The following is a 15026-nucleotide window of genomic DNA, read 5'->3' as shown; positions in this document are numbered from 1 at the left end:
CGCCCTCCCCGCCGACGGGGCGTCTTCGTTTCCGGGTCGGCGGCCGTCAGGGCACGGCTCGGGGCGGCCGTCGGGGCGGGGTTCAGGGCAGCCGTCGTACCGGGGAGCCCGCGAGGTAGGCCTGGATGTTCTCGACGGCCTGGCCGAAGTACGTCGTGTAGTTGGCCTGGGAGACGTAGCCGAGGTGGGGTGTGGCCAGGAGGCGGGGCGCGGTGCGCATCGGGTGGTCGGCGGGCAGCGGCTCGATGTCGAACACGTCGACGCCGGCGCCGGCGATCCGGCCCTCGCGCAGCGCGGCCAGCAGCGCGTCCTGGTCGACGATGGCCGCGCGGGAGGTGTTGACCAGATAGGCGGTCGGCTTCATCAGGGCGAGTTCGGCCGCGCCGACGAGGCCGCGGGTGCGGTCGCCGAGGGCCAGGTGGACGGAGACGAAGTCGCTGCCGGCGAGGAGTTCCTCCTTGGAACCGGCCGGTTCCACGCCCACCTCCTCGGCCCGCTCCTCGGTGAGGTTCCGGCTCCACGCGCACACCCGCATCCCGAAGGCGAGGCCGACCCGTGCCACCCGGCTGCCGATCCGGCCCAGTCCCAGCAGCCCCAGCCGACGGCCGTGCAGATCGGCGCCGACGGTCGACTGCCACGGGCCGCCCGCGCGCAGGGCGTTGTTCTCCTGGACGACGCCCCGGGCGAGACCGAGCAGCAGCGCCCAGGTCAGCTCGACCGGCGGGGTGCCCGAACTCTCCGTACCGCACACGGTGACGCCGTGCGCCTCGGCGGCGGCGTAGTCGATGACGCTGTTGCGCATCCCGGAGGCGATGAGGAGTTTCAGCCGGGGGAGGCGGGAGATCAGGGAGCCGGGGAAGGGGACGCGTTCGCGCAGGGTGACGACGATGTCGTAGTCGGCGAGGACCGCGGCGAGGACGTCCTCGTCGTGGAGGTGCTCGCGCAGCGCGACGACCTCCACCCGGTCCCCGAGCACCGACCAGTCGGCCATCTCGGTGGCCACTCCCTGAAAGTCGTCCAGCACCACACAACGAAGCCGCACGGCGTGTCCCTCCCCTGTCCCGGGAGGGACTGTACCCACCCCGTGAACCGGCCGTTCCGGGCGGGGCGTTCGGCGCCGATGCGGAAGCGGGCCTCAACAAGGCCTCGGCGCGCGGTTGTTGGCGCTTGAACAGTGGCACGTTTCACTGAAGTGAGGGATCCTGGTGAGGCCCCTGCTGACCAGCGCAAACAACAGGTGGCCCGGCCTGCTCTCCGGGCCGCGGTTCGCTGGTCGGGCGGTAGCTCGTGGTCCATGGTCGGACAAGGTGACTTCCAAGAGGGGGAGCCATGGAAGAGGCGCGTCCGCAGCGGATGGTGTTCGCCGTCGAGGTGCAGCGCGGGGGCCCCGACGACTGGCGCACCCAGGCCGTCACTCCGAGCTGGTTCTACGGGTACCACGCCGCCGACGCCGCCGTGCAGGCCTTCGACCGCTACATGGCCCACCACCGGCAGACCGTGGCGGCCCTGGTCGCCCCCGACGCGCCCGCCCTGCGGATCCTCGTCCGGGTGCAGGGAACCGGCGGCCGGCCCTCGGTGTTCACCCTGCCCAGCGTCCTGGAACACAAGGTGCGCAGGGACGCCGGCCGCCGTCGCGAGGCCCTGGCCCGCCTGGAGGAGGCGACGGAGGCACTCCAGTCCTCCCTGCGCGACGCGGCCATAGGCGGCGTCCGCCAGTCGGACCTGGCCCGCATCTCCGGCTGGAGCAGGGAGACACTGCGGAAACTGAACCGCGGGGAGAGACCGGAGGAGGCCGGCCGGCAACCGTAGGGCGGGGGCGGTAGTCGTGGACGCGGGCCGACAGTCGTAGGGAGCGGGCTGGTAGTCGGGGGTACGAGTCAGCCGTAGGGAGTGGGCCGGCAGCCGTAGGGAGTGGGCCGGCAGCCGTGGGGTGGGGGTCGGCGTTTCCCGGGAGGTCGGCGGCCTGAGAGGGTGGCGCTCATGCTGCTCGATCCCGGAAACACGCTGTTCGTCCGCGGCGCCACGCCCGTGCTGGTGCTGGCGGGAGCGCCCGTCCACGACGCCCTGCCGCCTCTGACCGCGCCCGGCGGGGAGATACCCCCGTGCGAGGGCTGGAGCATCGTGCCCCGGCTCACCCTGTGCGTCGTGGACGGCCCCGGCGACCACGGCGTAGTCGTCCCCGCGCTCGCCGCGCCGGTGATCGGTGACACCGACGACGGCACGGCGCCGGGCCGCATGGCCGACTGGTGCGACGACACCGAGCGGGCCGGCGGCGCGGTGGTGCTGTCCGTGGACCGGCTCCCGGAGACCCTCGACTGGCCCGCCCTGCTCACCTCGGGCACGGCCCACGGAGGCTTCCTGCCGGCCCTGGCGTGATCGGTTCCCGGCGCTCACGGCCGCGTTGAGCGCCGTTCCGCGATGGGCGAGGATGCCCGCATGAGTCACGGCTTACGTCGCCTCGGTGGCGCGGTGATCATGGGCGCGGGCATCGCCCTGGGCATCTGGGTGGTCTTCGGCGCCCCGCACGACTGGCACGGCGCCCAAGCCCTCGGCCGGCTGGCCCTCGGCCTGGTATCCCTGGCGATGATCAGCACTTCGCCGACACTGATCTTCCCCGACGACCGGTCCTGAACCGATGACCGGCCCGGACATCCGCCGACCCGGAAACGAAGACGCCCCGTCGGCGGGGAGGGCGAAGCCTGGCGCTCCCGGCATGACTCGAGCCTGCGCCAAGCGCTTAGGTGGCGCTTGGTGGATCACGAGTCACCGCCCTGCTGACCTGCTTGTCTTCGCTTGCCGCGCGTGTCATCGACTGGTCTTCGACACGCATCCGACACGGTTCGGCTACTCGTACACGGTCGCCGCTTGCAGGGCTCGGGCGAAGAACGTCCAGTCACTGCCGGGCGGCAACTCCCGGCGGGTGTTGCCGTACCACCCGTCCGCATCGTCGATCCAGGCGGCCAAGGCCTCCAAGAAGCTCGGCAGGTCCGTGTTCTCCCAAGAGCTCCCTTTCTCGGCGTGGCTGCGACGCAGGGAACGAATGAAGGCTGCCAGGTCTTCTCTGCTGCCGACGTGATCAGGAGAGGTGGTCATGCCTGCGGACCCTACTCGGCGCGCCGATCTGAAGGCGCCCTGTGGGAGCGGAGTTAGCGATTGATCGGAATCTCGTAGACGATCTCGCAGTGAGCGGCGGGCACCACGATGTCCGCCGTCTCTACGGGCCGTCCCTCGTCGCTGTAGTACGTCCGCCGGATGTGCGTGACGAGCGCGGCCTTCTGGATGCCCAGGAGTGACGCCTCCTCGGCGGTCGCCTGCCTCGGCTCGGGCTGCTCCACGGCATGGCTGACGGTGATTCCGATCGCGGCCATGCGGTTCACGACACCCGCCCCGGCATGCGGGCCTCCCTCGGGCAGGACGATGATGGTGCCGGCGGTGAGGTCGTACGGCTCCCAGCTCGTGGACAGCTGCACCGGCCTGCCGTCGCCCAGGAACTCGTACGTCGTTCGGACGCACAGATCACCCTGGCTGATGCCGAGCCGCGCCGCGATGTCCGCCGGAGCCGGCACCTTGGCCTCGGTCCGGCTCTCCCAGTCCCCTTGCCTGCCCGCGGCCTTCATGTCCGCTCGGAACGGAGACCCGTCGGGCCGCTCACGCGCCGACGACCGGACCATGCGCATGCGCTGCCGGGGCTCGGCGACATACGTGCCAGAACCGGCGCGGCCCTCCAGCACACCCTGGGAGATCAGCAGTTCCTGCGCACGGCGGACCACGTTCTCGCCGACCCCGTACTCCTGGCCGATCTGGGCGCGGGACGGCAGACGGTCCCCGGGCTCCCATACGTGCTCCGCGATCCGGCGCCGGAGTTCGTCGGCGATGCGGAGATAGGGCGGCTGCTCAGGCATATGGAAAATCTAGTCCACTAGCTCTAACCTAGTTAACTAGCTTCACTGAAAGTGATCGCCGGTTGACGGAGGCTGCCCTGTGCCCGCTTCGGGATCTCGCGCGGCGGCCATCGCCGCCCGGCTGTCCGCCATCGGGCTTGCCACGCGCGTGGAGGAGCACGACCGGTACACGTCGATCGAAGCGGAGGTACCGGAAGCGCTCTCCGCCGACTCATGGCGGAAGGCCCTGGAAGTCGTGGCCGAGGCAGATCGGTTCGGCCTCCTCGCCACCAGCCTGAACGGCCGCACCCTCTGGGCGGTCGTACACAAAGCGGTCCCCGCGACGGGCGATGTCGGGGGACCGAGCCATCAGCGATAGGAGCTGAGCAGCGTGCTCAACCGTATCCGCCGTGCCGTCTCGCTCGCCAGAGCGCGGTACGCCCCCAAGGGCAGGCACCGCCGCACCTTAACGCCCTCCCTGCCGACGGTCGCCCCCACCTTCCCGGCGTCCGCCGATGCGTCGCGGCCGCCACTGGGCCGGTTCTCCGACAGCGCCGACCATCGACTCCCGCTCGCAGGGGAGGACACCGCACTCGTCCGCCCCTACGTGCTGGCCTGGGAGGAACGAGTACGGCCACGGGCGGTGGTCGTCGCTTCCCATCTGCCGGCTGAAGCGTGGTCGACTCTCGCGGGGGCCGGCTGATGTCTCCACGCCAACAGCTTCGCGTCACCGACGCCTCGGCCGTCCCCTACCGGTCGACCGCCTGCCATATGGGCACACATCCGCTCTGCACGGAGTCCTCTCCCATCTCCGCGCCGATCGACCTGCCGGTTGTCTACGAGACGTGCGCCTGCCCGTGTCACTCGCTCCAGGGCTGCTCAGAGCCCAGGGAGGTAGAGCGGTGATCGGCTGGGCACCGGGTGGCGCGCTGGTTTCCACGGTCGAGGTCACGGCGACCACCGTGCAGCGTGGTGGCGTCATCCAACTGGGCGGCAGAGCGTGCCGTGTCATGGACCTCTTCCAACTCCCCCAAGGGGCCAAACGACTCCTCTTCGAGTCGGGCGAGCTGCTGACCATACACACGCGAACCCGGCTCGCCGCCGTTCGCGTGCAGAGAAGGCGGTGACCCGGTCCGTGCCTTCACGCCATCACGACATCGCCGACGATCTGCGGCGCCAGATCACAGCCGGCGCAGTCAAACCAGGTGAACGCCTGCCCTCCGAGGCAGACCTGGCCGACCGGTACAAGGTCAGTACGACCACATTGCGGAGTGCGCTCGCAGTCCTCCAAAGCGAAGGTCTCGTCGAGAAGATCCACGGGAAAGGCAACTTCGTCCGCCGCTCACTCCGCAAGATCGTGTACGTCGGGGGATGGGGAACGCTGGATCCATGGACCGCCGCTGGAGCGGCCATGCGCGTGACTGTTCGCACCGCCACCGTGCAGGCAGACGGCCATCTGACGTCCTTGCTGAGGGTGCCGGCGGGCAGTCCTCTCGCTGAGTTCTTCTGCATCAGCCACGAGGGGGACTCACCGCACGGTCTGGCCCGCATCTACATCCCGCGCGACTTGGCGCCGGCCGGGGTGCTGGGCGACGACTCCTCATGGCGGAACACGGCCACGCGATTCGCCGTCCTCGGTTCGGCACCGGCAACTGTCCGGGAGACGGTACGTGCTCGTCCACCGACACCGGACGAGGCATCCGTCCTCCGGATCGGCCCAACGGCGGCAGCCCTCGCGATCACCCGGGTCGCGACCGACTCCACCGGTCGAGTCGTTGAGGCCGCCTTCCTCGTGTTCCCAGGGGATCGCGTCGACGCGGTCTTCACCACCCACGACGTCACTGATGAGAAGGGAACCCAACGATGACGGCACCGAACGAACTGCGCCTCCTCCCGTGGTCGGGGCCCGGCGGGAAGCCCTGCTACTTGGACACCGACGACAAGGCCAGCTACATGTCCCGCCTGGCGGACAACATCGAAGCGGTGCAGCTGGGGACGGCGGCCGAGTTGCTGGAGCATGCCTCCGAGATCCTCGACGACCAGGACGTCGGCCTGGAGGACTTGCACCCGCTGGCGAGGGAACTGGCCGGGTCGCTGCGGGATGTTCTCCGCGTTGCAGTCAGCCGCGGTCACCTCCTGGTGGTGAGCGACCCTCATCGACCCTGAAGGGGGCTGCGTCGTCTCAGAGACTGAGGCAGCTTCCTCTGCTGCGGCCTGCTCCGTGCGACCTGGGATGCCGGTCTCCTGATTGCCGGCCCCGCCGAACAAGAAGCTCGACGAAGCCCACGGTTCTGAACACCATGCCGTGGGCTTCTGTCATTGCTGGGCGTCCTCGCGCGGCCCAGAGTCGGTCCAGAGCTGATCACCAGCAACCGGTTCGCCGGCCGATGACAGCCACCGTCGCACGGGCCGCATGGACCCCAGCCACCGACAGCCTGCCCCGACGTCGGGCGCGCCGACCGACCAGGCGCGCGTATGTCTCGCTGCACCCCGACCGGCTTCAGCCACGGTGCAAATTCCGTCACCGGGAGCGACCACGTCGGCCGGGCCGTCGGGACGAGTTGGAGTCGGCCACCCCGAGCCCTCAGCTTGGGAAGCTGCGATCATTTGCGGTTGGTTCGGGCGCCGACCTGGACGAAGGTTCGATTATGGCCTGATCCGCCTAGGCTGTCTTCACTGTACTTCCCCGCTGCTCCCCGCTCGATCTGGTGCGGCTGTGGTGCACTTCCTTGGCGTCGAGCCCTAGGGGTATACACGCCACCGGCGTAACCGGTCCCACCAAGTCAACTGGCTTTGTGCGTCGTACGCGCCTTCCGATCCGATCGGGCAGGCTGCCGACAGAGAGGTTACGTCTGTCTCAGCTCTGCATCTGAAGTACATCGAAACAGACCTACAGCTCGCACCTTTGCCCTATCCTCTTGGCTGACTGTCGAGTCTCAAGGGGGAGACGTGCCAGATCCGATCACGACGAGTATTGCAGCTGCTGCGGGCAAGGCTGCCGGACGCGCAGTAGGCCCTCTTGTGCTGGGTGGTGCACGCTCCCAACTGGAGCGGCGCGCCATCAAAAAACGTTCCGCGCAGGCGCAATTCAATGGCTCGGATGAAGTGAACGACGCGTTGGCGGGCATTTCAGCTTTCGATCGTGAAAACATCCTCAGTTTCATGAATTCCGGGGAGTTTGAAAACCTCTGTTTCGAGATTGCAGTAGCAGGGTGCATGCCTGGCAGTCCGGAGGCACACCTTGATGAGTTAAAGAATACGCTCGAGCTATCGCTTCGTCGCTACGTAGGCGTCGAGGACCGTAACATGAAACTAGTATGTCAGGCGCTTTTCTCTGAGGTTGCAGCGATCTCATGGCGGGAGGTTAATCGCCACCAAATGGAAAGTGGCGTTAGCAAGCGCAGCTTTACGCCTGAAATCATTTCTGCCCATATCGCCTCTGTGGCCAGAAACGCTCAATTGCATCGCAAGATCGCGGATCTGTCGGAAATCGATCAATTTGCGAAGCGCCTCTCTCAACAGTGTGCGCGCGTGCATGGCCGGATTAGGCCAGCTCAAACGGAATCAGGTGCACGAGTCCCCTTTGCACAGTTGTATGTACCGACTAACCTGGCAGTGAACAATAAAGGTTCAGATGCAGAGGAGTTCTCTGATGTTCGGGTGCTCTTGCGGCAAGTGAGTCGGCTCGTCGTCTTGGGTGACCCTGGTGGGGGAAAAACGACTCTGGCATTAAAACTCACCCTCGATGTTGCAAGGGGGATGGGCACGGGGTCAGCGCCACAAACACCGCTACGGGTAGTGCTTCGCGATTATGCGGTCCATTACAGATTCAATCAACAATCAATCATTGAATACCTTGAAAAGCAGTGCAAAGCGGATTACTCTACGCCTGCCCCTAAAGGAGCCATCGAATATCTTCTACTGAACGGACGCGGGGTAGTCATTTTCGATGGTTTGGATGAGTTGACTGATACGAGCCTCCGCACGGCTATTGTTGACGCGGTGGAGGCTTTCACTCACTCCTATCCCTCTGCATCAATTCTCGTGACTTCTCGACGGGTGGGATACGAGATGGCGCCGTTGGACGAGAACCTTTTCACGACGGCGAGCCTCTCACCTTTCAATTCAGTGCAACAAAACGAGTATGTGAAGAAATGGTTCGCACATGTCAAAGCATCGGCTGATGATGGGCACACGGCTCGGAGATTTCTAGCTGAAGCCGCTCACGCGAAAGACCTAACTTCAAATCCCCTCATGCTCGGGCTAATGTGCGCCCTGTACCGAGGTGAGGGCTACATCCCACGTAATCGCCCTGATCTCTATCGGAGGTGCTCAGAGTTTCTGTTTGAACGCTGGGATGCTTCACGTGGCATAACCGTCGCGCAACCTTTTGAGCGGGGCATCCAGTTCGCGATGTTTAGCCTTGCGCTGAGCATGCTGCGAAACTCCGGAGAAACCGGTGGCATGACGGAGCGGGAACTAATTCGCTATACGTCTGATTACCTACTCGATCAACAATTTGAGGATCGGGACAGTTCTGACGCTGCGGCAGATGCGTTCGTTAAGTACTGTCGTGGGCGTGCTTGGGTACTCACAGATGTCGGCACGAATCCAGACGGGGAACGGATCTATTCGTTCACACATAGGACATTTTTGGAGTACTTCTCTGCCAGGCAACTTGTCAGGGAAAGTGGAGATGCCGAGTCGCTATATCGCGATCTCCGAACGCACCTAGTCAACGAGTCATGGGATGTTACGTCGCAGTTGGCTATCCAGTTTCTGGATGAGCGGTTGGATGATGCAGCGAATAAGTTCGTTGGCCTGGCGCTTGAGGATGCCGAGCAGATTTCTGCCGTATGGGAGAAAGTCGCGTTGGTGTCCTTCTGCGCGCGGCTTCTCGAATTTATCACATTGCGGCCCGCCGTTGTGCGTGCAACCGTATCGGCGCTGTATCACATAACTGTAATGGTGCAGAGTTCGGAGCGGGATTTACGCAGACAGCCGAGCGGCGCGCTGTCTGCTGCCTGGTCAGGTCTAGTGCTATGTGCCCCAGAAACCAGGACAGTTGCCAATGATGAGCTACTCAAGTCGATCAACTCGGCCGCCTCCCAATATGATGAGGTGCGCTATGCCCTCTCGCTCGCGGAGTTTGTTCCAAACTATTCGGATGCGAGTGTCAGAAGGTTTTGGGCAGAGCAAGAGAGAAAAAATGCTCTCGACGTTCCTCTGCTCAACCTTGCGCAGGAAGACGCTAGAGCCGCAGCAGTCGCAGTTCTATTTGGGCTGCTGAGCGCCAGTGATGCAGTTGGTTGGCACGGCCCGTCCGTCATGACAGTGCAGGATTTGCTGCCACCCGTCGCGAGACGCGATGCGCATACCGTACTCTCAGAGCTGACATATCCGCGATTTCGGTGGGCCTACGACCAGGCTGAGGTAATTGCCGGTGACGTGGTCGGCACCTTGCTGCAAGTCACGACTCCGTGGATGCACGGACGGCAAAACTTCATCAGGTACTCCATGAGTTTGCCCGATGGTAAGGACAGTGCTGCCTGCGGGATTCTGGACTGGATGCTTGGGCGAGAAATGGAAGAGGACATGAGAGAGGGGGCTGATGAGGGAGAAGAGGACGACTTTTCCGATATCGGATCTCATGACCTTTATCAGCGCGTCGCCAGGGCTCGTGTGGCAAAAGTCTATGATTCCAGAATCGATAGGTACCGCGATAAACTTCGTCCTGAATTTTTCACTTTCCTAGTCGGATGGTGCAGGGGGGAATTTTCACTTTCAACACCAGATGGTGACTGAGTGTTGATAGATGCTGGTATGTTGGGTCGGCGGAACGGCTTTGGGATGGAGCTGCTTTGGCGCGAGTGATCTTGGCCCCGTAAGCTTCCGGCGCGTCGGGCAGGTAGTGGACCTGCCCGGAGAAGCACGACGTGGGGGCCATGATCTTCGAGGCTCGCGCCAAAGTGGCTGCCTAACTGCCTGTTCTCTATCCGCTCGCGCGGTCGGACAGGTGCGAACAGGGGCCTGGTTCGGGTGAGCTGTCCGGGCGGGTGCATGAAGGAAGGGCCTCTTGGTAGCTCGCGGATGTCGAGTCCAGCGAGAAGCAAGAGGCCCTGTTGTCGAAGTGTCGCGTGGTCGTGGTCGCCGAGTCCAGTTCGTCCACTCCTGGGTGTGACTGTCTCGCCCACAGGTTCGGAAACGCGGCCGACCGGCCGGGGCGCCGGCCCCGGTACGGCTCGGACATGAGCGATGCCGAGTGGGCCCTGGTGCGGGATCTGCTGCCGGTGCCGGGATGGCTGGCCGGCCGGGGCGGGCAGCCGGAGGGCTACTGCCACCGGCAGATGATCGACGCGGTGCGCTACCTCGTCGACAACGGCATCAAGTGGCGGGCGATGCCCGCGGACTTCCCGCCCTGGCCGCGCGTGTACGCCTTCTTCGTCCGCTGGCGGGATGCGGGACTGGTCGCCGAACTGCACGACCGGCTGCGGGAGGCCGTCCGTCGGGCCGAGGGCCGCGATGTGGAGCCGAGTGCGGCGGTCATCGACTCGCAGTCGGTGAAGGCGGACGCCACTGTCGGCCTCGCCTCACGCGGTTTCGACGCGGGAAAGAAGGGCAACGGATGCAAGCGGCACCTGCTCACCGACACCCTCGGGCTGTTGCTGGACGTGCTGGTCACACCGGCGTCGACCACCGACCGGGACGGCGCCCGCGTCCTGCTGTCGGCGGCCAGGGACCGTTTCGGCCGGCTGGCACGGGTGTGGGCCGATGGCGGCTACACCGGCCACCTCGTCGACTGGAGCGCAGCCCAGCTCGATATCGTCCTCGACGTAGTCCGCCGCAGCGACGACACACGAGGGTTCCAGGTGCTGCCCCGCCGGTGGGTCGTGGAAAGATCGTTCGCCTGGTTTCTGCGCAGCCGGCGCCTGGTCCGGGACTACGAACGTCGCTCCGACACCGGCAAAGCCGTCGTCCTGTGGTCGATGACCATGCTCATGAGCCGCCGCCTGGCCGCCCAACCTCAGCGTCCTGCTGCGAAGGCGGGACAGGCAGCGTGAACCTGCCCGGTTTCGCTTCGACCAGCCAGCCTCGTTCCACCAACCGCTTCAGCCGTGCCCTGGCGCCTTCGACGCGGGAAGCGGACGCACTGTCCCAGCCCAGCACCACCGCCGCCCGCCGGGCACCGAGCCCGTCGTCTCCCGCATCGGCCGCGGCGGCCATCAACGACTGATAGTCCGGCGACAGCTCCGTCACCTCATTTGCGTGCCGCCGGTGAGGCACCGCACGGCGCGGTCCGACCACCTTCTTCTGTGACATCTCGCCGGTCACGTCGGCGGGCGCGTCCTCCTCGGCCAGCGCCTCCAAGTACTGCTCCAGGCCGATCACCCGACACCGGTGCACCTCCTCCGCGTCCGCCAGAGCCGCCCGCACCCGTTCCAGCTCGGCTTCGAGGTGCTTCACCTGCGCGGCTGCGGCCTTCTGCCGCGTCTCCAGCACCGCCCGCATCGACGGCATCCACGACCTCCACGACTCCTCGCCCGGCAACAGGCCCAGGCTCCCGCAGCAGCTACTCCACGCCTGACCAGCGAAATCAAGCACACGAGGTTCGGAAAGAGAACGGCCTCTAAAGCCGAGTGCCCGCTTAGCATGTTTCGGCGCTGCCTGGGGAGGTGGCGCGTTCTAGGGGAGGGAACCTCATGCGCGCCTTTCGAATGACGAGACCCGTAGCCCTCGGCATTGCCGCCGTGGCATTGGCGGGGGCGGCACTGGCCGTCGCACTCACCACGCAAGACGGGGAAGCGACGTCGGATGGTCCGCATTACGGGGCAATGCCCTGCTCCGAGTACCTGGCCAGTGACGACACTGCTATGCGAAGAGAGGCCGCGCGAGAACTGCTTCAGGCCGAGCGCAATAACGACCACGACTCCAGCGGTGAGACTGTTGCGAAGCCCGCATCGACTGAGATCGTCACCGAGTTCGAAGCTGAGTTGGCAGACGGCTGCAAGAGGGAAACACCCGCACCTGACCCTTGGCTGACGACCGTGGCCAGCGCCATCTTTTCGGCTAACCGGGCCTACTTCGTGCTGTAGCGTAGGCCCCTCCTGCAGCGCGGGTCGGGGCACTGCAGAGCGCCTCGACCACCGCTGACCTGCGGATTCGTTTGCCGTCGGCGGCGCGGGCGAGGGGCTCGTCATTTGTCCCGCTAGAGCCGCTGCCGTCGGCTGTCACGCGCATCCTGCGGCAGCACATCGCCGATGAACAGCTCCAGCCGGGTGATCTGCTCTTCCAGGGTGAGTTCGGTGGCATCCTCGCCGGCTCCGTCATCCGCCGGGCGTGGCGCAGCGCGCGTAAGGCCGTACTGCCCCCGCACGTCTTTGAGTCACCCACCGGACGGCGCGTTTACGACACCCGAAACACGCGCCTGACGAAGTGGCTCAACGACGGCATCCCGCCCGCTCAGGTGGCCGAGTGGGCCGGGAACAGCGTTGCCGTGCTGCTGGCGACGTACGCCCGGTGCATCGACGGGCAGCTGCCGGACCTTAAGCGGCGGCTGGAAGCCGCGGGTGACCTTCCGGAGGCGGAGGTGTCGGGCGCCGGCTGATCCTCGACCGGTCGAGAACTTCGACACGTATTCGACACGGCCACCCGCGAAAACCCGGTGACAGCCGGACGGCCCCGGAGTCTGCCCTTGATCGTCAAGAGGGTGTCCGGGGCTTCGTCGTGCCCACTGACAGCCGCTCTGACCAGCGAAAAGCCCTCCCGAGCGGGAGGGCGGAGCCTGGCGCCCCCGGCAGGACTCGAACCTGCGGCCAAGCGCTTAGAAGGCGCCTGCTCTATCCACTGAGCTACGGGGGCCGGGTGGGGTGGCCTCGTGCCTGGTGGCCTGGTGGGGGCCGATCCGTGACGTTGCCGGGGTCAAGGATAGGGCTCCCGGTTCCTTGACCCTGTCGCTTCCCCTCCGTGGCTCGATGTGGAGGTTCGGTGAAGCGGTCCTGATAATCGCAGGCAGGTGCGAATCGTGCACCGCTTTTGGCGTCTGACGCACCGGGTGTTGTGCACTCGTTATGGCTGGACTGCGCCAGTGTCCCGCTCGTCCCTTCCGTCCGTTCTGTTCCGTCGGCGCGCAGACATGTCCATATGCTTCAGAATTCCCCTAAAATTGGGCATTCTTCGCATGTGGTGACCTTGGACGTACGGCCTCAGCTGCTCGACACACTCTCCGCTCTGCGCGACCGTGTCGCCGCCGCACGCTTTCCGCTGCCCCTGGCCGGGGCCCCACGCGCGCGTGCCAACCGCGACGAACTCCTCGCGCAGCTCGACGACTACCTCGTGCCCCGGTTGCGGCACCCCGAGGCGCCGTTGCTCGCGGTCGTCGGCGGCTCCACCGGCGCGGGGAAATCCACCCTGGTCAACTCACTCGTCGGCCGACGGGTGAGTGAGGCGGGCGTGCTCCGGCCGACCACCCGGACACCGGTCCTCGTCTGCCATCCGGAGGATCATCACTGGTTCAGCGGCATGCGCGTGCTCCCCGCCCTCACCCGCGTATGGGACCCCGACCGGGACCTTGCCGAGGAGTTCCCGCCCACCGACGACGAGCACGCGCGCGTGCTGCGCGTGGAGACGGCCGACACCCTCCCGCGCGGCCTCGCCCTCCTCGACGCCCCCGATGTCGACTCCCTGATCGCGGACAACCGCGTCCTCGCCGCGGAACTCATCTGCGCCGCCGACATCTGGATCATGGTCACCACGGCCGCCCGCTACGCCGACGCCGTCCCCTGGCACCTGCTGCGCACCGCCAAGGAGTACGACGCGACCCTCGTCACCGTCCTGGACCGGGTTCCCCACCAGGTCGTCTCCGAGGTCTCCCGGCAGTACGGCGCCCTGCTGACCAAGGCCGGACTGGGCGACGTACCCCGCTTCACCGTGCCCGAGCTGCCGGAGTCCGCCTGGGGCGCCGGACTGCTGCCCGCCACCGCCGTCGCGCCCCTGAAGAGCTGGCTCGTCCACCACGCCCAGGACCCCGCCGCCCGCCAGCACATCATGGCCAGGACCGCCTACGGCCTGCTCGACTCGCTCAAGTCCCGCATGCCCGAGCTGGCCGGCGCCGCCGCGGCCCAGTACACGGCGGCCCTCCGGCTCACCTCCGCCGTGGACGCGGCCTACGACCGCGAGCACGCGCGCGTACGCAACCGCCTGCAATCCGGCGCCGCCGGCTTCGCCGTCCCGGTCCCGGTCCCGGTCCTGGGCACCGTGCCGGTCCTGGCTCCGTACGCCGTTCCGGTCGTGGTCCTGGACGGCGTGACGGTCGCGGTCCTCTTCGGCGTGGCCGTCGTGCTCGCGGTCGGCGTCCGGGCCGTGGCCGCGGCCGGTGTCCCGGCCCTGATCCGGCTCGGTGTCACGGCCGTGCTCGGGGCCGGTGCCATGGACACCATGGACCTGACCCCGGCCCTGCCCCCTGCCCTGGCCCGGATCCTGCCCCCTGCCCTGGCCCGGATCCTGGCCCCTGCCTTGGCCCTGATCCTGGCCCCTGCCTTGGCCTTGAGCGCTGTCGGCGGGCTCGTCGCGTACGCGCGCGGGGTGCTCCCGGCCGGTGTTCCGGCCGCCCTCGACGGTCTCGTCCGGCACGCGCGCGTGCCGGACACCGGCGCCGTCCCCCTCACGCCCGCCGCCGTCCCCGTCGTCCGTGGCGTCGGGGGCGTCCGTGGCGTCGTCACCCCGCCCCTCGTAGCGGTCACCGGTGCCGGAGCCGTCGTCCCCGGGGCCCTCCTTCGCCAGGTTCAGGCGCGCGTGCGCGAGGCCGCCGCCGCGTTCGGTGCCGTCCAGGGCGCCCGTGCCGGCGCGACCGACGTGCTCCAGGGACCCGGTGTCGCCGCTGCCGCTGTCGGTGCGCGTCATGTGGTCGGTGTGCTCCGTGTGGTCCTGGTCAGTGACGGCGGTCACCGGTCACCTCTCCTTCTGCAGTACGGACAGCGCGGCGATGAGTTCGGCCTGGGGCTCGGGCTGGACGTCCAGGGCGTCGAGCGGGGCGAGGCGCCGCTCGCGTTCGGTGTGCATGACGCGGTCCACGTGCTCGGCGAGCAGCCCACTTCGGCCGGATCTTCTACAACCAGGCCCGCATGTCCGGCGCGGGCATCCCGCAGA

At 66.8% G+C, this 15026-nt stretch carries 17 protein-coding genes and 1 tRNA gene; 13 read left to right on the top strand and 5 right to left on the bottom strand.

Features of this window, described 5'->3' with window-relative positions; all coding sequences use genetic code 11:
• Positions 1-82: 82 nt before the first annotated feature.
• Entirely contained in the window at positions 83-1042 is a 960-nt protein-coding gene (locus H5J33_RS07950) for a D-2-hydroxyacid dehydrogenase family protein (protein ID WP_181794171.1), read from the bottom strand.
• A 287-nt stretch (positions 1043-1329) separates the two neighbouring features.
• Between H5J33_RS07950 and H5J33_RS07945 the strand changes: the two genes are divergently transcribed.
• From H5J33_RS07945 to H5J33_RS07935, 3 genes are all read left to right on the top strand, one after another.
• Positions 1330-1809: a hypothetical protein gene (locus tag H5J33_RS07945; protein WP_181794170.1), complete on the top strand. Its 480-nt coding sequence runs from the start codon at positions 1330-1332 to the stop codon at positions 1807-1809.
• A 171-nt stretch (positions 1810-1980) separates the two neighbouring features.
• Positions 1981-2376, top strand: a complete 396-nt coding sequence (locus H5J33_RS07940; RefSeq protein WP_181794169.1) for a hypothetical protein — start codon at positions 1981-1983, stop codon at positions 2374-2376.
• Between the two features lie 60 nt (positions 2377-2436).
• On the top strand, positions 2437-2631 hold the full coding sequence (locus H5J33_RS07935) for a hypothetical protein (protein ID WP_181794168.1): 195 nt from the start codon (positions 2437-2439) through the stop codon (positions 2629-2631).
• A gap of 213 nt (positions 2632-2844) precedes the next feature.
• Here the strand turns inward: H5J33_RS07935 and H5J33_RS07930 are convergent, their stop codons facing one another.
• Both H5J33_RS07930 and H5J33_RS07925 read right to left on the bottom strand, forming a co-directional pair.
• On the bottom strand, positions 2845-3093 hold the full coding sequence (locus H5J33_RS07930; RefSeq protein WP_181794167.1) for a hypothetical protein: 249 nt from the start codon (positions 3091-3093) through the stop codon (positions 2845-2847).
• A gap of 53 nt (positions 3094-3146) precedes the next feature.
• Complete coding sequence (locus H5J33_RS07925) at positions 3147-3902, bottom strand: GntR family transcriptional regulator (RefSeq protein WP_181794166.1); 756 nt, start codon at positions 3900-3902, stop codon at positions 3147-3149.
• Positions 3903-3981: 79 nt separating this feature from the next.
• On the opposite strand from H5J33_RS07925, the gene H5J33_RS37285 reads away from it, so the two are divergent.
• The 7 genes from H5J33_RS37285 (at position 3982) to H5J33_RS07900 (ending at position 10942) form a co-directional block, all read left to right on the top strand.
• Positions 3982-4260, top strand: a complete 279-nt coding sequence (locus H5J33_RS37285; protein WP_309485356.1) for a hypothetical protein — start codon at positions 3982-3984, stop codon at positions 4258-4260.
• Positions 4261-4272: 12 nt separating this feature from the next.
• Entirely contained in the window at positions 4273-4584 is a 312-nt protein-coding gene (locus H5J33_RS07920) for a hypothetical protein (protein ID WP_181794165.1), read from the top strand.
• A gap of 199 nt (positions 4585-4783) precedes the next feature.
• Positions 4784-5008 carry a hypothetical protein gene (locus tag H5J33_RS37280; protein WP_309485355.1) on the top strand — a complete coding sequence of 75 codons (225 nt, stop codon included), beginning with the start codon at positions 4784-4786 and terminating at the stop codon, positions 5006-5008.
• Entirely contained in the window at positions 5005-5748 is a 744-nt protein-coding gene (locus tag H5J33_RS07915; RefSeq protein WP_181794164.1) for a GntR family transcriptional regulator, read from the top strand. Before H5J33_RS37280 ends, H5J33_RS07915 begins: the two co-directional genes overlap by 4 nt.
• Positions 5745-6047, top strand: coding sequence for a hypothetical protein (locus H5J33_RS07910; protein ID WP_181794163.1), 303 nt, complete (start codon positions 5745-5747; stop codon positions 6045-6047). Before H5J33_RS07915 ends, H5J33_RS07910 begins: the two co-directional genes overlap by 4 nt.
• A gap of 783 nt (positions 6048-6830) precedes the next feature.
• The gene (locus tag H5J33_RS07905; protein ID WP_181794162.1) at positions 6831-9686 is read left to right on the top strand and encodes an NACHT domain-containing NTPase; all 2856 of its coding nucleotides are present in this window, start codon (positions 6831-6833) and stop codon (positions 9684-9686) included.
• A gap of 443 nt (positions 9687-10129) precedes the next feature.
• Complete coding sequence (locus H5J33_RS07900; protein ID WP_181794161.1) at positions 10130-10942, top strand: IS5 family transposase; 813 nt, start codon at positions 10130-10132, stop codon at positions 10940-10942.
• On the opposite strand, the gene H5J33_RS07895 is transcribed toward H5J33_RS07900, so the two are convergent.
• Positions 10878-11390, bottom strand: a complete 513-nt coding sequence (locus H5J33_RS07895) for a hypothetical protein (protein ID WP_181794173.1) — start codon at positions 11388-11390, stop codon at positions 10878-10880. The genes H5J33_RS07900 and H5J33_RS07895 overlap by 65 nt on opposite strands.
• Before the next feature lie 191 nt (positions 11391-11581).
• Here H5J33_RS07895 and H5J33_RS07890 point away from each other — a divergent pair, with 191 nt between their 5' ends.
• Both H5J33_RS07890 and H5J33_RS07885 read left to right on the top strand, forming a co-directional pair.
• Positions 11582-11974, top strand: a complete 393-nt coding sequence (locus tag H5J33_RS07890) for a hypothetical protein (RefSeq protein WP_181794160.1) — start codon at positions 11582-11584, stop codon at positions 11972-11974.
• A gap of 71 nt (positions 11975-12045) precedes the next feature.
• A complete protein-coding gene (locus tag H5J33_RS07885) occupies positions 12046-12486 on the top strand; it encodes a hypothetical protein (RefSeq protein WP_258564949.1) in 441 nt (146 codons plus the stop codon).
• A gap of 178 nt (positions 12487-12664) precedes the next feature.
• On the opposite strand, the gene H5J33_RS07880 is transcribed toward H5J33_RS07885, so the two are convergent.
• A tRNA-Arg gene (locus H5J33_RS07880) sits at positions 12665-12740 on the bottom strand.
• Positions 12741-13061: 321 nt separating this feature from the next.
• On the opposite strand from H5J33_RS07880, the gene H5J33_RS38635 reads away from it, so the two are divergent.
• Positions 13062-15026: dynamin family protein (locus tag H5J33_RS38635; protein WP_399552789.1), on the top strand; the 1965-nt coding region annotated here is incomplete at its 3' end.

This window comes from Streptomyces sp. WELS2 (assembly GCF_013870595.1).
In the GTDB taxonomy this organism is placed as follows: Bacteria; Actinomycetota; Actinomycetes; order Streptomycetales; family Streptomycetaceae; genus Streptomyces.
Note: the sequence above shows the minus strand (reverse complement) of the source record. Positions and strands in the feature narration are given on the sequence as shown.